The organism is Flectobacillus longus, assembly GCF_030056705.1.
Taxonomy (GTDB): domain Bacteria; phylum Bacteroidota; class Bacteroidia; order Cytophagales; family Spirosomataceae; genus Flectobacillus; species Flectobacillus longus.
Genome location: NZ_JASHIC010000010.1, coordinates 143058 through 166840, shown reverse-complemented (window position 1 = coordinate 166840; position 23783 = coordinate 143058). Strand labels below are relative to the sequence as shown.

The window sequence follows — 23783 nt, the reverse complement described above, 5'->3', positions numbered from 1 at the left end:
AAGGGCAAATTCCCAATTTCTATTTTTATTCATATCAAAAACTCTTTTTATGAAAAAATTACTTTTGGTCATGTCTTTGTGTTTGCCCTTAGGAAGCTTCGCACAAGAGACTGTTTCTTTGAATGATTTATCATTCTGGAAGCCAACGGGTAAAGCCAACTGGCAAATCGCTGGTGACGTAACTGCCGACCTCACAAAAAATGAAACAATGACCACTCAGGCTGGTAAAGGCATTTTGGTCAACCTCCCTGACGCCAACAACCGTGCAAACTTATTATCCGCTGCCGAATACGGTGACGTAGATGTAGAGTTTGACTTTATGATGGCTTCTCACTCTAACTCTGGATTCTATTTGCAAGGACGTTACGAAATCCAATTGCTTGACAGTTGGGGTGTAAAAAAACCTGCTTATGGTGATTGCGGTGGTATTTACAAACGTCGTAAGTTTATTCCACAAGAATATCTTTACGAAGGTCATGCACCACGTATCAATGCTTGTTTAGCACCAGGCTTATGGCAACATATTCAGATTTCTTTCCAAGCACCTCGTTTTGATGCTGCTGGTAAAAAAATCGCGAATGCTAAGGTTATTTCTATTAGGTTAAACGGTTATGTTCTTCATGAAAATGTAGAATTGACTGGTCCTACAGGTGGACCTATCTCTGAAGATGAAGCTCCACTTGGTCCATTTATGATTCAAGGTGACCACGGTGCTGTAGCTTTCCGTAATTTCAAAGTGGCTGACCTTAGCGGCAAGCCTGCTGTAATGGCACCTATCGCTTATAAAGTGTTCTATGGCAAATTTAAAGAGCCAAAAGATTTCCTTTCGAAAAAACCAGATGCTACTGGCACAATCAATAACCTTTCTTGGGATGTAAGTAAGCAAACTAACGATTTTGCTCAAATCTTCACAACTACCCTTGATGTTCCAAAAGCAGGGAAACATTCATTCGAATTCCAACTTGCTGGTAAATATTATGTAAATGTAAATGGTAAAGAATTATTACCAGATGCATGGACTTTCTCAAGAGATAAGCGTTTTGCTGAAATGGATTTGCCTGCAGGCAAAGTACCAGTAGAAATTACGGTATATAAAACTGATGGTTGGATGCCTCCAATCTTAGGTATGTGGGTACAAGGCCCAAGTTTCCGCTCAACGGCTTATCATAGTTTAGCTTCTACGTTGGCTGGACCTCCTGCTGATCCAATTTTGTTAGATGCCAAAGAATCAATCGTATTCCGTTCGTTTACAGATCTTTTCAAAGAAGGTAAAAAATTGAAGCGTGTGGTTCACTCGGTAAATGTAGGTAACCCTAGCAACTTGCACTATACTTACGATCTAGACAACGGAGCTATCGTTCAAATCTGGAAAGGTGATTTCTTGGATACATCTCCAATGTGGGATGACCGTGGCGATGGTTCTTCACGTGCACGTGGAGCATTGTTAACTTTGCCAGACAGCCCTGTATTGGTAGCTAGTGCTGACAAAGGTACTTCTTCTGATGTTCCTGCTGAGGCGGCTGCGTATCGTCCATTAGGATATGACTTAGATGCTAACGACCTTCCTACTTTCCGTTATAAAATGTTGGGTAGCGATGTAGAAGACCAAATCCGTGTTACTGACAACAAGTATTTGACTCGTACTTTGAGTATCAAAAATCCAGCGGGTCAAGTAGTTCGTTTGGCTTTGGGTAACGAAATCAGCAAAGTTGCTGAAGATACTTACACAGTAGACGGCAAAAGCTACTATATCAAGGCTTCGGGTGCTACTATCGAATCGGTAGGTGCTCAGAAAGTATTGACTGTACCAGCTTCAGAAAAAGTACAGTACGCTATCATGTGGTAATTATCAGTCGGATAGGGCATTTTTTATAAATATAAATGCTTTTTTAGAACATTGATCTACTACTTTTTTAAGCTAAAAGAAAACCTTTTGGCATGAAAAACATCAATTTTGACTTTCAAAACAATGAAAATAAAATCTGTATTCAACTCAGTATCTAAGGCACTCCTATTGGCAGGATGTATGAGTGCTGGGGCTTTTGCTCAAGATGGCCCAACTGAAAATGATTATTATAAAATCGTAAAAGTACCAATTCCTGAAGGTATCGTTCTTGAAGTAGGTGGTTTGGTCACTTTACCAAATGGCGATATTGCTGTTTCAACACGTCGTGGTGATGTTTACATCATCGAAAACCCAACATCAACCAAGCCTGTTTATCGCAAATTTGCGAGTGGCTTGCACGAAATTTTGGGCTTGGCTTACAAAGACGGAAGTCTTTACTGTGCACAACGTGGTGAGTTGACTAAATTGGTTGACAAAAACGGCGACGGCAAAGCTGAACGTTATGAAACGGTATATGCTTGGCCTATTTCTGGTCACTACCATGAGTACTCATTTGGTCCAAAAATCGGTCCAGATGGCGCATTTTATGTAACTGGCAACGTAGGTTTTGGTAACTCAGACTGGTGGGCTGGTAAATCACTCGTACCTTGGCGTGGATGGACTATGCGTATTACCGAAGACGGTAACATGCAACCTTACGCAGCTGGTATGCGCTCGCCTTGCGGTATTGGTATGTTGAATGGCGAGTTTTTCTATGGTGATAACCAAGGCGACTGGATGGGTTCTGGTTTTATTACCAATGTAGAAAAAGGAGATTTCTTGGGTCACCCTGCTTCATTGCAATGGGCTAGCCGTCCTGAATCGCCAGTAAAGATGCGTGCGGATATGATTTTCTCAAAAGTTGATCCTCGCGACGATCCGAAAGTAAAACCTGAATATGTGAAAAATGAGCCTATGACTACCATTTATGAAATGGCTCATAAGACATATCCAAACATGAATATCAAATCACCAGCAGTATGGTTGCCTCATGGTGTATTGGGCGTTTCTACTTCTGAAATCATTGCTGACGAAACTAGCGGTGCATTTGGTCCATTTGCTGGTCAACTTTTTGTAGGTGACCAAGGTATGTCAAAAATTGCTCGTGTATTTCTTGAAAAAGTAAACGGACAATACCAAGGTGCTTCTTTTGACTTCCGCTCTGGCTTCCGTTCGGGTGTTTTGCGTATGTCATGGGGTACAGACAAAGGTATGTATGTAGGTGGTACAAACCGTGGTTGGGGTTCTGTAGGTAAAGAAGATTTCGGTTTAGAAAGATTGGTTTACACAGGAAAAACACCTTTCGAAATGAAAGCTGTTCGTGCTATGCCAGATGGTTTTGAAATCGAATTTACAGCACCAGTTGACAAAAAGACGGCTGAAGATGTAAACAACTACGATGTGTCGAGCTATACTTACAAATATCACCCAGTGTATGGTAGTCCAATCGTAGATCGTAAAGACAATGCTGTTCGTGGTGCTAAAACGTCAGAAGATGGTTTGAAAGTAAGAATCGTAGTAGACGGTCTTCGTGAGGGTTATATCCACGACATCAAGCCAGAAGGTATTAAATCTGCAAAAGACGGTTTGACATTGTTGCACGGAAGCGCTTATTATACATTGAATAGCATTCCTACTGGCCCAAAAGCAAACATTACGTTGGTAACTCCAAAAACAAGAGCTCAACGTGAAAGAGTAGATGCTGGTGCGGCTGCCAATACGCCAGACAATCAGATGAAAGAAGCGGCTCCAAGTACTGAAGGTATGAAAGGTAGCGCTAAACCAAAAGCTGGTGCTAAAACTGCTGCGGTATCGTCAATTATTTCTGACAAAGAGGCAATGGCATTGTTGTCAAAACATACTTGTTTGGCTTGTCACAAAGTAAATGAGCGTGCTGTAGGCCCTGCGTATTCGGAAGTAGCAAAACGTAAATATACCAATGCTCAGTTGGAAGCTTTGATTGCAGAACCTAAACCAGAAAACTGGCCAGATTTTGCTACGCCAATGGCACCAATGAGCCACGTTCCAAAAAAGGATATTCAGAAAATTGCTGCTTGGATTAACAATCTTAATAAGAAATAGTTTGTTGGCAAAAGCTTAAATCAAACCAAAGAGGCTGTTCCTTCGGAACAGCCTCTTTGGTTTTTAAAGGTATTCAATTTATCACAACTAGTGACACATTGCCTATACCCTATTTTTTTACTACTTTAAATAACTTTGAAAAGTGCGAAAGCAGATTCAAGCGTCCATTTACTTTTATCAGACCCTCCGAAGCATACGACGATGCCAAACCTATTGGGTCTTTGATAAAACTCTGGAATGCCGAATATGACATATTAATCGAGTTTTCACAATATTCTGAAGAATCTGCATAGCATGTTGGTACACCTGTCGTATCAACTATCCATTCTCCTTCTCGTTCGCCGTGGATAATTAAACGAAGCTTCATCGGATGTAACGATGCAACACTTGGATTGGCAATTAAAGCATCTGGAAATGTACGTTTGAAAAAATCGTGAATATCAGTCATGATAGAGTATTTAGGTTTAAATTGAACAATATAAATTTATGCCTCTCAATTTTGAGAGACAATAGAGGTAATTTCTAGAAAGAATATTGGTTTTGGCTATAACAATCACATAGTTTACTTCTAAAATAACAAGCTATGTTCGTCAAGTAGGGAAAGGAAATACTCGGTAAATAAACTTACCATCAAGGTGTTTTTCGAACTTTAGAAAGTATTCATTAATACTATGCGTTAGCAGTTCGATATAATAGGAGGTTGAATTATTGAGTATGCTTTTGTTTGTTATAATTATCTCAACTCCTTATATTAAATATAGAAATTTTACTGTTTCAATGCAAGAAATCATTCAAAATAGCGTCAACAAAATGTAATTTTTCTAATTTTATATTAAAATATTAATATAAAATATCTTTAATTGGGTATCTATCAGATTTTCTAATAAAATACTTATTATCAATACATTAATCGGTAAACTATGAAAAAAAGCCATGTATTCACTGAGCTATGTATTTGCTTACAATTTTGGTCTTTGGGACAAAACACGCCAACAACAACTTATCAATTTGCCTCAAAACCTTCGTGGGCTGACGAGTTTAATAAGAACGGACTTCCCGACTCCACCAAGTGGAATTATGATGTGGGTGGTCATGGTTGGGGCAATAATGAACTGCAATATTATACAGAAAAAAACCTTAAAAATACTCGTATCGAAAACGGAATTCTGATTATTGAAGCTCATAAAGAAAGACTGAATGATAATGCCTACACTTCGGCTCGCTTGGTTACCAAAGGCAAAGGAGATTTTCTTTATGGAAGATTTAAAATTAGGGCCAAATTACCAATAGGAAGAGGTACATGGCCTGCTATTTGGATGCTAGCAACTAATCCCATTTATGATAAAAACTACCTTCCTAATAATGGCGAAATCGATATAATGGAGCATGTTGGTTACGACCCTGGACGTGTACATACTACATTACATACCAAAAACTTTAATCAAAATAAGGGTACTCAGCCATCTGGCAATAGAAAACTAGCCGATTTTCACTCCGCATTTCATACCTACCACATTGATTGGACGCCCGATAAAATAGAAGCATTTATCGATAATGAATTGGTTCTATCTTTTCCGAAAGTGAGTAACAAATGGGAAGACTACCCTTTTGACCAGCCTTTTCATTTATTGCTAAACATTGCTATAGGCGGAGGATGGGGCGGACTTAAAGGCATAGATGAAAGTATTTTTCCTCAGCGTATGGAGATAGACTACGTGAGAGTTTATCCGTTAAAGTCTATTACAAGAAAAAAATAGACAATTATACAACTCATAAGTTTATCATAAGGTCTTCGGCTAAAAAAAATGCTTAGGTTCACTCGAATTTTTCAGTAATATCAAAACTCTAATGACTTTCTAAAATTTAATATTGTCAAAACTCCTCTAATCACTATAACTTGCAACAAAATCACTATTTAACCATTTATGAGACATTTACTTGTATTATACTTCATCAGTTGTGCCACATTTCTGACAGGCTGTGTCGTTGAGGAAAACCTCAATGTAAGTCCTCATGAATTTGCGGACATAGTCAAAAGTAATCCTGATATACAAATCATTGATGTGCGAACTCCCCAAGAATGGAAAGAAGGGAAAGTCACATCAGCTAAATGTATTGATTATTTTGACCCTGATATTTTAGAAAAAATTGAAACTCTAGACAGAGACAAGCCCGTATTGCTGTATTGCGCAACTGGCGGAAGAAGCTCTGAAATAGCCGAACTTTTGAAGGAGTATGGATTCAAAAAAATTTATAATCTTAAGGGCGGATACAAAGACTTACTCAAAGAAGGTCTACATTAAGACCCAATTTGATACGATAGTACATACCACATTTTTACTCTAAATCTATTTTTTTTCAAAAACGAATACCTTTAAATATCTTTCTTTCTCAACGACAGTCTTTAATGCAAATTGATTTGCGTCTAGTAGATTTACAAGTTGAGTTTCTGAAAAAAGAGGTAATCCACATCCTTCGTGTACTTGTCCTTGTTCTAAGGCTATTTCCTCTTCAATAATAAGCTTTCCTGTTGATTTAAGAATTTGAGCTATTTCTAACAATATTACTTCTTGATATTGAAATTCATGAAAAGCGTTAATGATTAATACCTTATCGAAGGTATCTTTAGGTAGATTTGTTTTTTGTGGTGTTCCAACTACAGCATAAAATGTACCATTTATTTTTCGACCAATCTGACGTTCCCAATAAGCTTTTGTATAGGCTATTTCTTCTTCATTACAACTATATTCATCTATATCCTGAATATAAAATGTCAAGCCAGATTGCATTCCTGCCAAGCCTATTTCCCAAACGCCAGAGGCGGCACCTATAGAAGCAATAACATCACCTGCCTTTAACTGATATGCGTCAAAAGATTTTTTCATTATTTCTAAAAACACAAAACCCTCACCGAAATGAGGGTCGTGCTGGTTTTTCTGGAAAAATTAGATTAAATACTTTCTAACTCTATATGTTCTGGCTCTGTTGTTTCAGCAAACAAACGAGCTTTCATGACATCTTCTATTTTTACATTAAAGAATACCTTATGAATGTCAAAAGGCTCTATTCCTAAATCTTCAGGATTGGCTAAGTGCTTATAAGAACCATCTTCTTGCATCTCATAAGTATTAACATTGTCACGCAAGTTACATTGTAAAATATGGATAGCTTGTTGTCTTACTTGGTTGGTTACCAACTCAAATAGCGACTCAATACGACGGTCAAAGCTTCGCACCATTACGTCGGCAGAACCTCCATATACCTTCGGGTTACCATTGTTGTGGAAATAATATACACGAGTGTGCTCTAAGAAATCCCCTACAATTGAGCGTACTTTGATATTGTCTGACAAACCTTTTCGACCAGGACGAATACAACAAATGCCACGCACAATTAGCTGTATTGGTACACCTGCTTGAGAGGCTTTGTACAACTCATCAATGGTGATTTTATCCTGCAAAGAGTTAATCTTGATACAAATACCGCTAGGCAAACCTGCTTGAGCATTTTTGGCCTCATTGCGAATCATTTCCACCAATTTGTTACGCATCTCACGAGGTGCCGTAATCAAATATTTGTAACTGTGAGGCTGTGAATGTCCCGTGATTACATTAAAAAATTCCGAAATATCACGTGTAATTACTTCATTGGTTGTCAACAATCCAATATCAGTATAAAGTTTTGCCGTATCTTCATTATAATTACCCGACGACAAGTGCGCATAACTTACTACTTGATTACCTTCAGAACGAATTACCTGCAAAAGCTTTGTATGTGTTTTCAAACCAGGAATACCATAAATCACAAAACAGCCAGCATTTTGAAGGCGCAATGCTTCACGAATGTTGTTTTCTTCATCAAAACGAGCTTTTACCTCAAACAATACAGAAACGTGTTTACCATTTTCGGCAGCATGAAGGAGTGCATCGGCAATACGTGAGTTTTTGGAAATACGATACAACGTAATCTTAATTGCCAAAACCTGTGGGTCGTCAGCAGCCTGTTCGAGCAATTGCAAAACAGGTTCAAAATTGTTGTACGGATGGTGCATCAAAATATCGCCTTGGCGTACTGTCTCAAAAATATCAGCCTGTTTTACTGTAGATAAACCTAGTGGAGGCACCGCTGGATGTTGCTGAATTAAACGGCCTTTAAATTCTGGATATTTGATAATTTGCCAAAAAGCCGTAAAATCAATGAGGTTTCCATTGTAGAAAACACCATCTTTTTCCAGCTTCCAACGTTTCATCATCATTTCGAGCATCCATGGTGAGCAATCAGGTTCGATTTCGATACGGGTTACACGCCCCAAACGACGATCCTTGATTTTCTTTTTGATTTCGTCGATAAAGTCTGTTTCCGAATCTTCGTGTTCAACTACATCAAAATCTCCATTACGAGTAATACGGAAAAGGGCAATCGATTCGATTTCTACATTTTTGTAGAGTTTCCACATTTCGTGACGAATAATCTCTTCGATAGGGAAGAAAACGATTTCGTCTTCACGTTCAAAAACAAAAAAACGTTTAAGGTTTTGTGGGATTTGTACAAAGCTGATTTTACTATTTTCACCACCTTTAAGAGGTTCGTTTTTAATAAAATCAATTTCGCCAGAGGGTATGCGAGTAACCACCCCAAAAATCAGTGTCTTTGCCAGCAAACTTGGGAAAGTATGCGTCTGGTCAAACACCATTGGGGTTAGCATTGGATATATCGTGCGATTGAAGTAATCCGTTACTTTTTCAAGTTCTTCAGAATACAAATCACCAATCTTAATAATTCTAAAGCCGTTTTCAGTACATAGTGGTACGATTTCTTCTTTATAAAGGCGTTGTTTTTCTTGGACAAAAGCCTGAGTAGCAGCCATCAAAGTTTTTTTGAATGGGATTTCTCTCAAACCAGAATAGTCGCTGCGCTCTTTACCAAAGTCGATATAGTTATACAAAGAACCAACTCTAATCGAAAAAAACTCGTCAAGATTTGAAGCCGTGATTGCTAAAAATTTCAGTCGGTCAAATACATTTCTTCTTGAATCTCGTGCTTGGTCTAATACCCTTTCATCGAATTTTAACCAACTCAAATCTCGGCTGATATAATCCGACTTCTCTATAACGTCATAAGAGCGATTTATGACTTTTTCAAGACGACGTTTTTCCTCTGGTGTTTGTTTCGTATTCATAAAATTACCCAAAAATGAAAAAAGATTCTCGACTAGAGAACCTATTTCACCGCGTTTACGATATTTTCTTCTTAGTCGTTGCATAAATTTTCAGAGGTTATACTATAAAACCTTAACGAAAACCTTGCTATTTTATTCTTGCATACCACCTTTAATTGCTTCATAATCAGAACGTAAACGACCCATTTCTTTTACCAAAAAGGTTTGTAATTGTGCATTAAACTCCTTTTGATCTTCTGGAGATAAAGAAGCGTACAAATCCTTCAATTCTTGGTTTATTGTAGCTCTTTCCTCAGCCGAAGAGGCATTCATTGATCGAATGTGAAATTGTTTAAAATTAAATTCTGACATTATAAATGGTGGAATAGACAAATTTAAGGTTTATCATTCATTGTAATATTAACAAAACGTTAAATTAACAAATGCCAAGCCTTTTAAAAAATTTATGGAGCGAAATGTTTATCCTATTGTAGAAAAAATATGATTCTATCGCCGATAGAGAGGTATATCTGACATAGATAAGGCTTTTGCGACTCATTTTTTTAAAGTCAGTTTTGTACCCTTTCTCAAACTATAACTTATTGATAGATTACTTTATTTCAAAATTGTATTAAAAAAGATTGCTCCTCGCTCTATTTCAAATAAACATCAAAGCCATGAGTCTCTCCTGATTGAGTGAATGGTGGTTGAGCGATTATTTTTATATGATTAACACCCGTATCGACGCAATGTTTTGCGGCTAAAGATGGATTCGTTTTGAGGTATAGTATCAAAAAAGCGTTCGAAATGAGCTTTCGAACGCCTTTTTTGATAAACTGTCAAGATAATTCTGTTGATTTTCTCGCTTTCGAAGCTTTCCTATCTTTTGTAGTAAGACACGATAGACGCTTTCGCCAAGGTATTTTGCCACAAATAGAACCCTACAATTTCAGGATTCGTATTTTCATCTAAGCCCAATTTATCTGTTTTCAAAGCATGAATTGTAAAAATATATTGGTGAAAACCATGCCCTACTGGTGGACAAGCTCCTCCAAAACCTTTAGCTCCATACGAAGTAACACTTTGGATAGCTCCTTTTGGAGCCAATCCTTTTGTCAAGTCACCTGCACCTGATTTTAATTCTTTTACATTGGCTGGGATATCAAAAACTACCCAATGCCAAAATCCACTTCCTGTTGGGGCGTCTGGGTCATATACCGTAATGGCAAAGCTCTTTGTTCCTTCTGGAGCATTTTCCCACAATAATTGCGGTGAAACATTTTCACCACTACATCCGAAACCGTTAAACTCTTGTTTCTTGGTGAATTGTCCACCAATATCGTTGCTTTTTAAGGTAAAAGTTTGTGCATTCGTACCTATAAATGCTGTTAGAACTAAGGCAATAGTAAGTAGTAATTTTGAGCGTAACATATTAATAAGGTTTTAAATGATAAGAAAAAACATATTTTGAGCTATTGAAAAGATCTCAAAAGCTCATACCCTTTTGTACAGAACAAAATTACTTGATTTCGATAAGGAGTTGGTATTGTTTTTAGCTTAATTACTTATGAAAAAAGGTCAAGTCAAGCTATTTGTCTTGGGCTGATACCAAACTGATGTTTGAACGCTGCACTAAAATTAGATAAATTCTCATAGCCAAACAGCTGATATATTTCCGAGGCTTTCATTTCTCCTTGACTCAATATCTCTTTGGCACGCTCAAGGCGTTTGGCTTGCAACCATTTACCAGGGCTTTCATGATAAATACTCGTAAAATGTCGCTTAAATGTCGATAAGCTCATATTACACAAAAAAGCAAGTTCCTCTAAATTGAGATTGGTGTAAAGATTATCTTCTATGACTTTTCTAAACGAAACTTCTTGCTGATTATGTAATAAACCTTGAAGAAACACCACAAATGCGTCGCCATATTTGTCTATCAAATAAAGCATAATTTCTTCCCATTTTAAGGTCAATATAGCCGAATTGAGCAACTGAGGCTTTTGCAGATATAACCTCAACGATGCAACTAAATGCTGAATGTAGTTATCTTGCTCTAAGACAAAAAAAGCATTTTGTCCCTCCACTTTCGCTCGAACAAACTGAGGGTATTTCAGAAAAAAGTTAGATACGTTTTCTGGCGAAAAGAATAACAACACACTCTGATAAGAATTACTATCGCCCAAACACTCGGACATCAAACAATTGCCTGATGCCATCACTACAGCATATTGGTTGTTGACTTCCACGGTATCGTTCGAGAAATGTATTTTCTTTTGTCCATGTACCAAAAAACTAATCACATGCTGACGCAAAGTCACTTTGCTATTAAGGTGATCTTCGGCAGCATGGTAATCAAAGACATTCAATTCAGGTAAATCTCCCTTCTGAAATAAATCTTGTGGTATGGTATGCGTGGTTATCTGCATGGATAGTTGTTGATTGAGTGGATGAGTGATTGAGTGATTTTTTAAAAAACTGTATCCCACCAGTAGAGACGCAATATTTTGCGTCTTAAGCCGATTCATCTATGGTATATATTAAAAAGGCGATCGAAAAACCAATTCCGACCGCCTTTTTAATAGAATATTTTAGCAGATAGTTTATAAGCTTTAGACACAAAATATTGCATCTCTACGAGTAAAAATTATAAAAAATAATCACTCAATCACAACTCACTAAATAGCAAGATGCCTAAACATCTACTTTTGCATATTTCGCATTTTTCTCGATAAATTCACGACGTGGAGCTACTTCATCCCCCATCAACATCGAGAACAAGTGATCTGCCTCTGCTGCCGACTCGATTGTTACCTGCTTCAAAGTACGAGTATCTGGGTTCATGGTTGTTTCCCAAAGCTGTTCGGCGTTCATTTCACCCAAACCTTTGTAACGTTGTACACCCACTGAACTTTCTTTGTCACCACCCAATTCACGAATTGCAATATCACGTTGTGGTTCAGTCCAACAGTAACGTGATTGTTGACCTTTTTTCACCAAATACAAAGGAGGTTGAGCAATGTAGATATATCCATTGTCAACTAAATCTTTCATATAACGGAAGAAGAACGTCAAAATCAAAGTACGAATGTGAGAACCATCGACGTCGGCATCGGTCATGATAATGATTTTGTGGTAACGCAACTTTTCGATATTCAAAGCACGTTCATCGCCATCTTTACCAAAACTTACGCCAAGTGCCGTAATCATATTCTTGATTTCGTCGTTTTCGTAAATTTTATATTCTTGCGCTTTTTCTACGTTCAAGATTTTACCACGCAAAGGCAAAATTGCTTGAAAAGCACGGTTACGACCTTGTTTTGCCGTACCACCTGCTGAGTCCCCTTCTACAAGGTACAATTCGCAAGTAGCAGGATCACTATCCGAACAGTCAGCCAATTTACCTGGTAATGAGTTACCACCCAATACCGTTTTGCGCTGTACCATTTCACGAGCCTTACGAGCTGCATGACGAGCTTGTGCCGCCAAGATAACTTTAGCAACGATTTGACGAGCCTCTTTTGGGTGCTCCTCCAACCAAGTTTCAAGCATATCAGACATAGCTGCTGATACCGCACCCGAAACTTCACCATTACCTAATTTTGTTTTCGTCTGACCTTCAAATTGCGGTTCAGCTACTTTTACTGAGATTACGGCCGTCAAACCTTCACGGAAGTCATCACCAGCAATATCAATTTTTAGTTTATCTAAAGCACCTGATTTATCTGCATAGTTTTTCAAAGTACGAGTCAACGCACCACGGAAACCCGCTACGTGAGTACCACCTTCGATTGTATTGATGTTGTTTACATACGACACAACGTTTTCTGAATACGAAGTGTTGTACATCATAGCCACCTGTACAGGAACGCCATTTTTGTCGCCCTCCATATAGATTGGCTCTGCAATCAAACGTTCACGAGTAGAGTCCAAATAAGTCACAAACTCACGCAAACCACCTTCAGAGAAAAATTCGTCTGATTTTGGCGCACCGTTTTCATCCAAGTCACGAAGGTCGGTCAAATATACTTTGATACCTGCATTCAAGAACGAAAGCTCACGCAAACGGTTTGCTACAGTTTCGTATTTGTATTCTGTAACCGTAAAAATCGTATCGTCTGGTTTGAAATGTACGGTTGTACCTGTACGGTCAGCAATACCTACTTCTTTTACAGGGTATTGAGGCACCCCAATTTTATATTCTTGTTGGAAAATTTTTCCTTCACGATATACTGTTACTTTCAAGTCGGTAGACAAGGCGTTCACACAAGATACACCCACACCGTGCAAACCACCAGATACTTTGTAGGTATCTTTATCGAACTTACCCCCTGCGTGTAATACTGTCATTACAACCTCCAAAGCAGACTTTTTCTCTTTAGAGTGCATTCCCGTAGGAATACCACGACCGTTATCTTCTACTGTAATCGAGTTGTCAACATTGATAGTTACTTTGATTGTATCACAATGACCCGCCAAAGCCTCATCAATTGAGTTATCTACAACTTCCCAAATTAGGTGGTGAAGTCCCTTAATACCCGTATCACCAATATACATGGATGGGCGTTTACGTACTGCCTCTAAACCCTCTAGAACTTGGATATTGTCGGCACCATAGTTTGCTTTGTTGTCGATTGTTTCTTGAATTTCTGACATATCTTCTTTGAAGTTGTTACTTTAATTAGGGCGCAATTAGCATGCGTAGCTTTTTATAAATTACAGTTTGTTAATGATAAAACGTACCAGAAAGTAAAGGAAGTATGATGTGCTTCCTTGAGTGGACTTGGGCAACGATTAAAAACCAGAGTAATTTGTGGGTTTGTATGCTAAGAATCTGTAAGGATTACAAGTCACTTTCTTTGAAATTTTGCTTTAAAACGTAAAAATACGAAAAAAGTATTGCTTTACCTACAAATAACGGCATTTTAAGGGCTTTAAAAGCCTAAAAAAAGGCCATTTCTAGGGGGTTGACTTTTGAATTTTTCAGGAAATATTTTTTTGAAGATAAAATCAAAAATAATTGGAGAAAAAGGAAGTGTTTTTATATCAGTTTTAAAGAAAATATTTTGCCTAAACAAAGTAAAATGTATCTATCAAATAACATAAAACGCCTCAATCTTAGTAGACTGAGGCGTTCTGTATTTTCTAGTGTTTGAAGTGTCTCACACCAGTCATTACCATTGCTAAGCCATTGGCATCGCAATAGGCAATAGAATCTTTATCTTTGATTGAACCGCCAGGTTGTACAACCGCAGCAATTCCTGCTTTATGAGCAATTTCTACACAGTCAGGGAATGGGAAGAATGCATCCGATGCCATTACTGAACCAGTCAAATCAAAACCAAATTCGTTTGCTTTTTCGATGGCTTGTTTCAACGCATCCACACGTGAAGTTTGACCTACACCTGAGGCGATTAATTGACCGTCTTTCGCCAATACAATTGTGTTAGATTTTGTATGCTTACAAACTTTCAACGCAAATTCTAAAGCTTTCAATTCTGCTTCAGTAGGAGCTTTTTCAGTTACAGTACGCATTTGAGGTGCTGTTTCTGTAGCTAAATCTTTGTCTTGCTCTAAAACACCGTTCAACAAAGTTTTGAACATTTTCTTACCAAATGCCACTTCATTGCGTCTCAATAAAATACGGTTTTTCTTTGTTTTCAATATCTCAAGCGCCTCTGGAGTAAAAGAAGGAGCAATCAAAATTTCGAAAAACAATGAGTTCATTGCCTCAGCTGCTTCAGCATCTACTTCGCCATTGGTTGCCAACACGCCACCAAACGCTGAAATAGTATCACAAGCAAAAGCATTCAAGTACGCTTGTTTTACCGTTTCGGCAGAAGCTACACCACAAGCATTTGTATGCTTGATGATTACAAATGAAGTTTGAATAAACTCATCCAACAAAGTAATACAAGCGTCTACGTCAACCAAGTTGTTATAAGATAGTTCTTTACCGTTTAATTTCTCGAAAAGCGCTTCCAAATCACCATAGAAAGTAGCAGTTTGGTGAGGGTTTTCGCCATAACGCAACGAGTGGTTTGGTAAAGCTTTGAAATCATAAATATCTGTTGTGTTACCAGAAAAATATGCGTGAATAGCAGTATCATAATGAGATGACACGCCAAATGCCAACATAGCAAAACGCTTACGGTCTGCCAAGTCAGTTCCACCATTTTTAGCTTCTAACAATGCTAATACCTCTGCGTATTGTGTACGAGAAGAAACAATCAATACATCATTGAAGTTTTTAGCAGCACCACGAATCAATGAAATACCACCGATGTCGATTTTTTCGATGATGTCGTCTTCAGAAGCACCACCTGCTACAGTTTCTTCAAATGGATAAAGGTCAACAATTACCAAGTCAATCGAAGGGATTTCGAATTGAGCTGCCGTTTGCACATCACCTTCATTGTCACGACGGTATAAAATTCCACCAAATACTTTTGGGTGCAAAGTTTTTACACGACCACCAAAAATAGAAGGATAGCTAGTAAGGTCTTCTACGGCAGTTACAGGAATACCCATTTCTTCTATGAAAGTTTGAGTACCACCTGTTGAGTAAATTTTTACCCCGTTCTTGTGGAGGAGTTCAACAATTGGAGCGAGTCCGTCTTTGTAATAAACCGAAATGAGGGCTGATTGGATTTTTTTGGATGACATTGTTTTGATACATTTTCGGCTAGCTGCTCGTTAGGGCTTTACTATATGCGTTTTACCCTACAACTAACCTCGTCAGAATGAAAGTGCAAAAATAATCAATTTTGTATTTTTCGTAGTGCTTTAAGGCAATTTTATCTAAAACAAATAACTATTTATAGGTCTTTTAGATAAATCATCTCCTTTATCTATGCCAAGGTTAGTGTAAAATTGACACAGCCTACCCTTTTGTTTAAAGTCTTTTGGTTATATTTGAAAGATGCTGTACCCTTCCTGAAAGTCAACAGCCCACACCCAATTATAATAACCCTGTTATCCACTAAAGTCATGTTTTGGTACGAAGAAGAAGTTAAACGATTAGAGAAATTACAAAAAACCTTAGAATATCAACCTCAAACGGCTTTTTATGGAAGTTCGACCTTTACTCTTTGGCAATCGCTTTATCACGAATTTGCTGCTTTCCAACCTGTAAACTTAGGCTTTGGGGGTTCTACATTGGCCGCTTGCACTTGGTATTTTGACCGAGTATTCAAATACCAAAAATCACTCGATAATATAGTTATATACGCAGGTGACAACGATTTAAGCAATAATCGTCATCCTGAAGAAATTTATATTTTTCTTTTTCAGCTTTTTGAAAAAGTAAAGGAGCGTTATGGCAATATACATTGTTCTTATGTTTCGATAAAGCCCAGTCCAATCCGTTGGTATCTGAATGACCAGGTAAAATATACCAATATGATTATAAAAAATGAGATTGAAGCTCGTCAAAATCCCTATTGGCATTTTGTCAACATTTATGATAATTATTTGGGATACGACAATCGACCTAATCCACAATACTACGAAAACGACGGTTTACATTTCAATACTCAAGGGCATAACATGCTGAAAGAAATTTTATTAAAACATTTATCTCAAATTAAACAAGTTTAAAAGTTTTCCTATTAAATTTCTGACCTATCAATCCCTTTTTAAATTCTGCTATCATGACCCGCTCATACCACCAATGGTTTAGTCCAAATCTTCAAAAAAACATGGAGTTACTGGTTTTTGGGCATACTGGAACACGTGTATTATTTTTTCCTACGAGGGCTGCTAGATTTTATGACTATGAAGACTGGGGGGTTATTGCTTCGATTCAAGATAAAATTGACGCAGGATATTTACAGGTCTTTTGTGTAGATAGTATCGATGCCGAAAGTTTGTACAATGAGCACATCTCTCCTCGTGAACGTATTGTACGCCATATTGCATACGAGCACTATATTATACAAGAGGTTATCCCTTTTATGCACCAAATGAATCCTTTTAGCGATATGATTTCGGCAGGTTGTAGCTTAGGTGCCTATCATGCTATCAATATAGCAATGAAATACCCTCATTATTTCTGCAAAGCTGTAGGTATGAGTGGACGTTATGACTTGACTTGGGCGACAGGATATTTTAGGGATTTGTTTAGTGGCTATCACGACGAGGATATTTATTTCAACACGCCTATTCAATTTATTCCGAATCTTCAAGATGAAAAAACACTTTCCGATTTACGTAAAATGGATATTATTCTAGCCATTGGACAAGAAGATGCTTTTTTAGAAAACAATATTCATTTTAGCGAAATTCTTAACCATAAAGATATTCACCATCATTTGTACGTCTGGGATGAAGAAGCTCACAAAGCTCGATATTGGCGAAAAATGGTACAGATATACCTTTGATTGAGTGATTTTTACACAATTACATCATTTACAGTCAGGTAAGTGTTAATATAGGATTTTAAACTATTGTAGATTTGGGATTTCTGATTTCGGAAATACTGAAAAGTAAGTTACATTTCCGCAATCCAACATCCGATATCTGAAATGGATGATTATTAAAATCATTCATAAAGCACCAATACTCAACTCCTTTCATTTTTTCAAACAATCTATGTTTCTTAAAAAAGTCCCAGTGGTCAAGGGTGTTTTTTTCTTTGGGCACGCATTAGAATTTGGCCGTGATCCTCTCAATTTTTTGCTCAAACTACAGCATGAAAATGAGCGTATAGTGCAGTTACGTATTGTATATCTCAATGTCAACTTATTGCTCAATGCTGAGGATATCAAGTATGTTTTACAAGAACACAGCAAGGCTTTTATCAAAGGACGTGCTTACAGGGTTTTAGGACAAATATTGGGAAATGGAATGCTTACAAGTCACGGCGAATTTTGGCATCGCCAACGTAAATTAGCTCAACCTGCTTTTTACAAGCAACGTTTGGCCTTGTTAGTCGATATTATGAACGACGAAACAATGACTATGATTAAACGTTGGGAAACTACCATCGAACAACAGAATGGTTCTGATATTCTAGCAATGACAAAAGAAATGATGGCAACCACGTTACTGATTGTCACAAAATCTCTATTTGGGGTAAGTATAGATACCAACCAAATCGCCCATATTTCTCACGACATTGATACTCTTAATGAAATTTTGAGTGTACAAATGCGTACGCCAGTGCGCTTTCCGATGTGGATACCCACCAAGGTAAATCAACAATTTAAAGCTTCGTCGAATCGATTGAATACCGTAATTCAAGAAATTATTAGTACTCGTAGAAATGCAATTAAGATTAATCCAGAAGCGCAATTTGACGATTTATTGCAAATGCTTATCACAGCAAAAGACGAAGATACTAATGAACAAATGACAGATAAACAACTGCGAGATGAGATTGTCACTTTGTTTATTGCTGGTCATGAAACCACAGCAATGGCGATGTCATGGGCTATGTATCTTTTGTCGCAACATCCCGAAATAGTTCAAAAAATGCGCTCTGAATCGCAAGAGATATTAGGGGAAAATTTACCCAATTTTGAGAATATCCGACAACTAACATATACTTCACAAGTAATAAGTGAGGTGCTACGACTATACCCTCCAGCTTGGGCAATTAGCAGGCAAGTAATGGAAAATCAAAGTATTGGTGAGTATTTGATTCCTGCTAAAGAGCAAGTATTTTTCAGTCCGTATTTACTTCATCGAAATAAAGCTTATTGGACAAACCCAGAGGAATTTAATCCTGACAACTTTTTACCTGAGCAAATCAAGCAACGTCCAAGTTATGCCTACTTACCATTTGGAGGTGGCCCTAGACTTTGTATTGGCAATAATTTTGCCCTTATGGAAATGCAAATTATGCTGATACTATTGGTCAAATATTTTGATTTTGAAAAAATAGAAGAGGTCTTTCCTGACCCACAAATTACCCTCAAACCCAAAGGCAATATGCCCATCAAAGTAAGTAGACTGAAGAAGTAAGTATATTTTACAATAATCGAGTTAACGGTATGCTACAAATGATGTTTATATGCTCAGAAAAATGTACATTAGTAAAGCTTTCTGAGTTATAAACCTTACAGTGTTTCTGCTAATTTTATCTCAACCTATCTATTACACGCTTTTGGTAGTTCTACCTTACACTTTATTTGCATCAAATTTTCACCTATAAAATCCTATTTTCATCAATGCGCACAAAATATTGATATTTCAAATGAAAATTTATTTCGGTTCAAAACTTTATCTATTATTGCAACCGTAATTTATGATAAAATTTATCTTTTTCATTTTTAGTACTTTATTATTATGAATAATCAAAATGCGCCTAATTCGGTCAACAATAGCCTACTCAAAATCATTTTGGGACTTGCAGCGGTTGTTATATTGGTTTTAGGATATATGCTTTTTAATGCAAATCAAAAGACTGAAAGTCAGGAATCTATTATTAATCAGAAAATTGAAGAGCTGACTACAGTACGTACTCGTTTGGATTCTATTTCGACCCAACTAGATGCCAAAATTGCTGAAATTAAGGAACTTGGTGGTAAAGTTGAAGAACTGGAGCGCCTGAAGGCTCGTTTAAATCATGACAAAGCTGAACTAAAGAATACCAGTAAGTTTGATAAAAGCACCTACGAGGAAAAAATTCAAGAATATATTGCTTTACTATCTGAAAAAGACCAGCAGATTAGCAAGCTTCGTTCTGAAAACGAAAGTTTGGTGAAAGAAAAAGGAATTTTGACACAAGAGAAAGAAGGTGTAGTACGCGAAAATACAGGCTTACGTGCCGAACGTGAAGTGCTGACCCAGTCGGTTACTGAAGAACGTACCAAAAATGAAGAGCTGAGTAAAAAAGTACGTATTGGTGCTCAATTAAAAGCAATCAATATTCAGGTATTGGCAGTTAATTCTCGTGGAAAAGTACAAGATGGTGGTAATTATAAATCTAAGAAAATGAATCAATTATTGGTTATTTTCAACCTACCTTCTAACCCTTTGACCGAACAAAATGAAAAGGAAATTATTCTTCGTATTTTAGATCCAACAGGTGCTGTAATTTCAGATAGTGCCTTAGGTTCTGGGATTTTCCAATTTAATGGCATAGAAACAGCCTATACTTCTAAAAAAATTATAGAATATACCAGTAACGACCAAAGAGTTGAAATGCTTTTTAGCCGTGGCGAAAACTCAAGATATAATTCTGGAAATTATACCGTAGAATTGTATGCTGAAGGATTTAAAATTGGACAGGGTGTATTTAGCGTAAAATAAATTGAGCAATTATGTTAAAATTGGTATATCAACCGTAGAGACGTAATACTTTACGTCTAAAACTGAGTTCTATCTAGCACCAAAAAAAGCGGTCGAAAATTGTTTTTCGACCGCTTTTTTTGATAAAAATTATTGAATCATCCTTGTTCCAAAATTCGGGATGACTTATGTTTTGGTACTACTACGCTATGTCTGACTCGGCTTAAGACGTAAAGTATTACGTCTCTACGGATTCAAATAATTACTCAACCACTCAATCACTAAATACTACAGCGCAATCTCTAAACCAGCTACAAAGTTTTGTTGCGCTTGACATGTTGATAAGATTGTGGACAAGTCGATTTCTTCCACAGAACCTACTAATTTACCCGTAAAATGTAGTGTAATTGCCTCCGCATTGATTCGAGTTTGAGTAATCAATGGGTGTACCGAGCCATCTAATGCCTTCACAATATCTTCGGCAAATTCTTTGAACATGATGTTCGTTGGAAGTTTGTAGTATTTTGCTGAGAAAGCATCGTTTCCTATTACAAAAATTGGAACAGGTAGTGAGTCAGTACTAGCGGCCAAACGACCATACACTTTTTTGGCTTCGGCATAAGATGCTTCTTGCGCTTCGGCGTCGAATCCTCCAAACAAGAATGCTACCTGCTTACGAGATGCCAACCCTTCGATACGAGTAGCAATTGCTGCATCTAATTTTTCTAACAATAACTGAAATTTAATGGTATTCTTTCCAGTACGAATACGCTCACGAATCGACTGGCGGATAAAATAAGTAATAGCATCCGTTACATTCAATCCAATTTCGCCCATTTGTTTAAAAATCAACGACGTTGGTGACATTCCTGGAATGGTATTTGGATCGTGTAATAGCACTTCGCCTTCTGGTGTCAAGAAACCATCAATACGAGTACAAACACCAAATTTCAATGAGTCAAAAGCTTTTTTGACATCAGCTTGTACCTTATTAAGATTATCCAATGACGTTGCGATTGGAATACGCTTGCGAGTAGCAGAAGATTGATATTTTGCTTTAAAATCAAATACTTCTACTCCTGCGATAATTTCGGTTGGTGGTAATGCTACTGAAACACAATCTGGTGTTTGGATTACCCCACAGCTAAATTCTTGTCCTTTTACAAAACTTTCAAACAAAACGGCATCTTCAGCATTACTCGAAATCAACTCAGCTTTGGCATTTGCTTGTGCAAAATGTGCATCAAGTTTCGTCAATAATTCAGCTGGGTGATATATTAATTCGTTGTTCAAGGCCACTGGCAAACCGATACCTTCATCGAGATTAGCCATTTTCTGAACATACTCTTTCTTATCAGTTGTATTCCATTCTTCAGCACTTACCTCACGAATAAAAAAGCACTGTTTTACTGCTTTTACAAAATCACTTACTTCATCTTTTTTCACAAAAGCAACTCCAATAGACGAGCCTTGGTGTGGTGCTTTTACCACAAATGGTAATCCTACTTGTGCTTTGATTTGCTCAAACAATATACTAGCCTCCTCTTGCTCAAAAGATTGACGAGTTAAAGTAGCTGTTCTTTTGTTAAGACCTACTGCCAAACGAATCAAATCATTTTGGGCAATTTTATCAATACCAATCGAAGAACCCATAACACTTGGCCCTGAATATGGAATACCGTACCACTCTAATAAACCTTGAATACTGCCATCTTCGCAACCTGGTCCGTGCATAGCAATAAAGGCAAAGTCGATGTAAGACTTAAATTTGTCGGGCGAAATACGTGTACCAATTGTTTGGAGCATGGTATCAAGTTCTTCGTCAGATAATTGCCCTAGTGATTCTGAGTAAATCGTGTAATCACCTTGATAAGATTTTGGGGGATAAAAATCACGGATAGCGCTAGAATATACCAACGACTCATTGAGAATGATGAAATTTCCTGTGCCATCTACAAAAATGGGAATAGGAGTAAAAAGTGATTTGTCGATGTTTTCCATCGCAGTTTTACCACCAGCAAAACTAATTTCACGTTCACGAGCGGGCCCGCCAAAGAAGATACCTATATTCATGTTGAAATGCCCGATTAACCAATCGGGATTAAACGTTGAAGAGAATGCTATTTTTGGCGTGCAATATAGCAAATTTAGGCGAGACAGTGGGGTTTTGAGGTAGTAGAGTGAATAAAAATGGGATAGAGATGCCTATGTGTACTGCGAGTAAAAGAATTCACCCCTACACTTGATGTCTCTACCCCTAGTAGTTTATTTTTTCTTAAAAATCCAATCTAGTTTTTCGAGCGCAGCCGAATTTGTTGTTTTAGTTTTGACAAAAGTTTCTATGAAAGTAGCATCTTTTTTGTCGATTTGCTTTATATTTTTACAAAAAGCATCAATCAAATTGGCAGCTTCGAGGTCTCTACCTGCTTTGAAAAGTACGGTCGATTCTGTCCATACAAAACGCCCACGAATCGATTGTTCGTCGATACCCAAACGACGAAGATATTCTTTCATTTGAGTGAATTTTTCAGGCGAATATTGTTGTGCTCGGCTGCAATACAAGCTATACATGACGATATTTTCGGCAGTCACCTTAACATTCTGTGCTCCAAATTTTTTATTGAATTCTTCCAGATGATTCATCATGTTGATAAACAAGGGGTTTTCGTCATCCATGATAATTTTTTGTAGAACAACAAAGTTTGTCGGGCTAGACAGCATCTCTGGTTTTTGTTTTTGTGCATACGTGCGCATTGCCGCTAGGTTATCAGTAGTATCGCATAACAAACGACAAGTGTAGGCATATTCAATCAAGAAATTATCGTCGTTCATACCCTGCTTGAAATAGTTTTTCCAAGTAGCCGATTGCATTTGTGGATTAATAGCACGCTCGCCCATATTGATGATATAGGCTTCGTTGTTTTGCTCATCGCCTGCCGACTGGATATGCAGTAATTTTTCGTCTTTGTCCCAAAAACTCATTAAGGGCGTTGACAGTACATAAATATTATGTTTTTGACGAAAAGCTCTTGCCTCAGGAGAGTTTACTTCTAATTGATAATTAACAAATTTTTTATTGAAAAAAGCCCCTACTCTAGGGTTAGTATCGAAAGTCTTTTTAAAATTTTCACAATGAGGACAACCTATTGCATAAATTTCTACAAAAAGTGGTTTATTCTGAGCCTGTGCCAAGGTAAATGCACTCTTGAGCGTTCCTTTAAAAAAGTTGATACCTCCTCGTTGTACTTGAGCCTGAGCCTGTACAAAACCTACTACGAAGACAAATAGTAAAGCAATTTTTTTCATACGGTTGTTATTGAGTGAATGATTAAGTATTGCGGATTTCGGATGTTTGATTTCGGAAGTATTGCTTACGTTTTTTAAAATCCGAAATCCCAAATCCGAAATTGATTATTACTCCTA

18 protein-coding genes are annotated in these 23783 nt (G+C 37.3%); 8 read left to right on the top strand and 10 right to left on the bottom strand.

The genetic code is table 11. The features are described from left to right. The first annotated feature begins 49 nt into the window (after positions 1-49). Together QM491_RS08710 and QM491_RS08705 are read left to right on the top strand one after the other, a co-directional pair. A complete protein-coding gene (locus QM491_RS08710) occupies positions 50-1846 on the top strand; it encodes a 3-keto-disaccharide hydrolase (protein WP_283327111.1) in 1797 nt (598 codons plus the stop codon). Between the two features lie 123 nt (positions 1847-1969). Beyond that, complete coding sequence (locus QM491_RS08705) at positions 1970-3967, top strand: c-type cytochrome (protein ID WP_283327110.1); 1998 nt, start codon at positions 1970-1972, stop codon at positions 3965-3967. Positions 3968-4076: 109 nt separating this feature from the next. On the opposite strand, the gene QM491_RS08700 is transcribed toward QM491_RS08705, so the two are convergent. After that, a complete protein-coding gene (locus QM491_RS08700) occupies positions 4077-4415 on the bottom strand; it encodes a hypothetical protein (protein ID WP_283327109.1) in 339 nt (112 codons plus the stop codon). Positions 4416-4887: 472 nt separating this feature from the next. On the opposite strand from QM491_RS08700, the gene QM491_RS08695 reads away from it, so the two are divergent. Beyond that, complete coding sequence (locus QM491_RS08695; RefSeq protein ID WP_283327108.1) at positions 4888-5724, top strand: glycoside hydrolase family 16 protein; 837 nt, start codon at positions 4888-4890, stop codon at positions 5722-5724. 168 nt (positions 5725-5892) lie between these two features. Then, the gene (locus QM491_RS08690) at positions 5893-6270 is read left to right on the top strand and encodes a rhodanese-like domain-containing protein (protein ID WP_283327107.1); all 378 of its coding nucleotides are present in this window, start codon (positions 5893-5895) and stop codon (positions 6268-6270) included. 45 nt (positions 6271-6315) lie between these two features. Here the strand turns inward: QM491_RS08690 and QM491_RS08685 are convergent, their stop codons facing one another. The 7 genes from QM491_RS08685 to purH form a co-directional block, all read right to left on the bottom strand. Beyond that, complete coding sequence (locus tag QM491_RS08685; protein ID WP_283327106.1) at positions 6316-6852, bottom strand: class I SAM-dependent methyltransferase; 537 nt, start codon at positions 6850-6852, stop codon at positions 6316-6318. A gap of 65 nt (positions 6853-6917) precedes the next feature. Further along, positions 6918-9230 carry a polyphosphate kinase 1 gene (gene ppk1, locus QM491_RS08680; protein WP_283327105.1) on the bottom strand — a complete coding sequence of 771 codons (2313 nt, stop codon included), beginning with the start codon at positions 9228-9230 and terminating at the stop codon, positions 6918-6920. 48 nt (positions 9231-9278) lie between these two features. Next, positions 9279-9458, bottom strand: a complete 180-nt coding sequence (locus tag QM491_RS08675) for a hypothetical protein (protein WP_310589559.1) — start codon at positions 9456-9458, stop codon at positions 9279-9281. A 546-nt stretch (positions 9459-10004) separates the two neighbouring features. Continuing rightward, a complete protein-coding gene (locus tag QM491_RS08670; protein WP_283327104.1) occupies positions 10005-10556 on the bottom strand; it encodes a YbhB/YbcL family Raf kinase inhibitor-like protein in 552 nt (183 codons plus the stop codon). Between the two features lie 152 nt (positions 10557-10708). After that, positions 10709-11554 (bottom strand): helix-turn-helix domain-containing protein, encoded by an 846-nt coding sequence (locus QM491_RS08665; protein WP_283327103.1) that lies wholly within the window; start codon positions 11552-11554, stop codon positions 10709-10711. Positions 11555-11819: 265 nt separating this feature from the next. Then, positions 11820-13781, bottom strand: coding sequence for a DNA topoisomerase (ATP-hydrolyzing) subunit B (gyrB, locus tag QM491_RS08660; protein WP_283327102.1), 1962 nt, complete (start codon positions 13779-13781; stop codon positions 11820-11822). A 489-nt stretch (positions 13782-14270) separates the two neighbouring features. Then, the gene (purH, locus tag QM491_RS08655) at positions 14271-15791 is read right to left on the bottom strand and encodes a bifunctional phosphoribosylaminoimidazolecarboxamide formyltransferase/IMP cyclohydrolase (protein ID WP_283327101.1); all 1521 of its coding nucleotides are present in this window, start codon (positions 15789-15791) and stop codon (positions 14271-14273) included. A 324-nt stretch (positions 15792-16115) separates the two neighbouring features. Between purH and QM491_RS08650 the strand changes: the two genes are divergently transcribed. The 4 genes from QM491_RS08650 to QM491_RS08635 all read left to right on the top strand — a co-directional run bounded on the left by QM491_RS08650 (position 16116) and on the right by QM491_RS08635 (position 20381). Then, positions 16116-16724, top strand: a complete 609-nt coding sequence (locus tag QM491_RS08650) for a GDSL-type esterase/lipase family protein (protein ID WP_283327100.1) — start codon at positions 16116-16118, stop codon at positions 16722-16724. Between the two features lie 53 nt (positions 16725-16777). Beyond that, on the top strand, positions 16778-17506 hold the full coding sequence (locus tag QM491_RS08645) for an esterase family protein (protein WP_283327099.1): 729 nt from the start codon (positions 16778-16780) through the stop codon (positions 17504-17506). A gap of 211 nt (positions 17507-17717) precedes the next feature. Further along, a complete protein-coding gene (locus QM491_RS08640) occupies positions 17718-19091 on the top strand; it encodes a cytochrome P450 (RefSeq protein ID WP_283327098.1) in 1374 nt (457 codons plus the stop codon). A 324-nt stretch (positions 19092-19415) separates the two neighbouring features. Further along, a complete protein-coding gene (locus QM491_RS08635; protein WP_283327097.1) occupies positions 19416-20381 on the top strand; it encodes a DUF8428 domain-containing protein in 966 nt (321 codons plus the stop codon). 267 nt (positions 20382-20648) lie between these two features. On the opposite strand, the gene QM491_RS08630 is transcribed toward QM491_RS08635, so the two are convergent. Both QM491_RS08630 and QM491_RS08625 read right to left on the bottom strand, forming a co-directional pair. Continuing rightward, positions 20649-22433, bottom strand: coding sequence for a D-alanine--D-alanine ligase family protein (locus QM491_RS08630; RefSeq protein ID WP_283327096.1), 1785 nt, complete (start codon positions 22431-22433; stop codon positions 20649-20651). 192 nt (positions 22434-22625) lie between these two features. Continuing rightward, positions 22626-23666: a thioredoxin family protein gene (locus QM491_RS08625; protein ID WP_283327095.1), complete on the bottom strand. Its 1041-nt coding sequence runs from the start codon at positions 23664-23666 to the stop codon at positions 22626-22628. Positions 23667-23783: the final 117 nt, after the last annotated feature.

Bases quoted from the DNA above. Each gene is read 5' to 3' on its own strand.
- QM491_RS08685 (WP_283327106.1), bottom strand. From the start codon at position 6,852: ATGAAAAAATCTTTTGACGCATATCAGTTAAAGGCAGGTGATGTTATT.
- QM491_RS08710 (WP_283327111.1), top strand. From the start codon at position 50: ATGAAAAAATTACTTTTGGTCATGTCTTTGTGTTTGCCCTTAGGAAGC.
- QM491_RS08645 (WP_283327099.1), top strand. From the start codon at position 16,778: ATGACCCGCTCATACCACCAATGGTTTAGTCCAAATCTTCAAAAAAAC.
- QM491_RS08705 (WP_283327110.1), top strand. From the start codon at position 1,970: ATGAAAATAAAATCTGTATTCAACTCAGTATCTAAGGCACTCCTATTG.
- gyrB (WP_283327102.1), bottom strand. From the start codon at position 13,781: ATGTCAGAAATTCAAGAAACAATCGACAACAAAGCAAACTATGGTGCC.
- QM491_RS08635 (WP_283327097.1), top strand. From the start codon at position 19,416: ATGAATAATCAAAATGCGCCTAATTCGGTCAACAATAGCCTACTCAAA.
- purH (WP_283327101.1), bottom strand. From the start codon at position 15,791: ATGTCATCCAAAAAAATCCAATCAGCCCTCATTTCGGTTTATTACAAA.
- QM491_RS08630 (WP_283327096.1), bottom strand. From the start codon at position 22,433: ATGAATATAGGTATCTTCTTTGGCGGGCCCGCTCGTGAACGTGAAATT.
- ppk1 (WP_283327105.1), bottom strand. From the start codon at position 9,230: ATGCAACGACTAAGAAGAAAATATCGTAAACGCGGTGAAATAGGTTCT.
- QM491_RS08695 (WP_283327108.1), top strand. From the start codon at position 4,888: ATGAAAAAAAGCCATGTATTCACTGAGCTATGTATTTGCTTACAATTT.
- QM491_RS08650 (WP_283327100.1), top strand. From the start codon at position 16,116: ATGTTTTGGTACGAAGAAGAAGTTAAACGATTAGAGAAATTACAAAAA.
- QM491_RS08665 (WP_283327103.1), bottom strand. From the start codon at position 11,554: ATGCAGATAACCACGCATACCATACCACAAGATTTATTTCAGAAGGGA.
- QM491_RS08670 (WP_283327104.1), bottom strand. From the start codon at position 10,556: ATGTTACGCTCAAAATTACTACTTACTATTGCCTTAGTTCTAACAGCA.
- QM491_RS08690 (WP_283327107.1), top strand. From the start codon at position 5,893: ATGAGACATTTACTTGTATTATACTTCATCAGTTGTGCCACATTTCTG.
- QM491_RS08675 (WP_310589559.1), bottom strand. From the start codon at position 9,458: ATGAATGCCTCTTCGGCTGAGGAAAGAGCTACAATAAACCAAGAATTG.
- QM491_RS08640 (WP_283327098.1), top strand. From the start codon at position 17,718: ATGTTTCTTAAAAAAGTCCCAGTGGTCAAGGGTGTTTTTTTCTTTGGG.
- QM491_RS08625 (WP_283327095.1), bottom strand. From the start codon at position 23,666: ATGAAAAAAATTGCTTTACTATTTGTCTTCGTAGTAGGTTTTGTACAG.
- QM491_RS08700 (WP_283327109.1), bottom strand. From the start codon at position 4,415: ATGACTGATATTCACGATTTTTTCAAACGTACATTTCCAGATGCTTTA.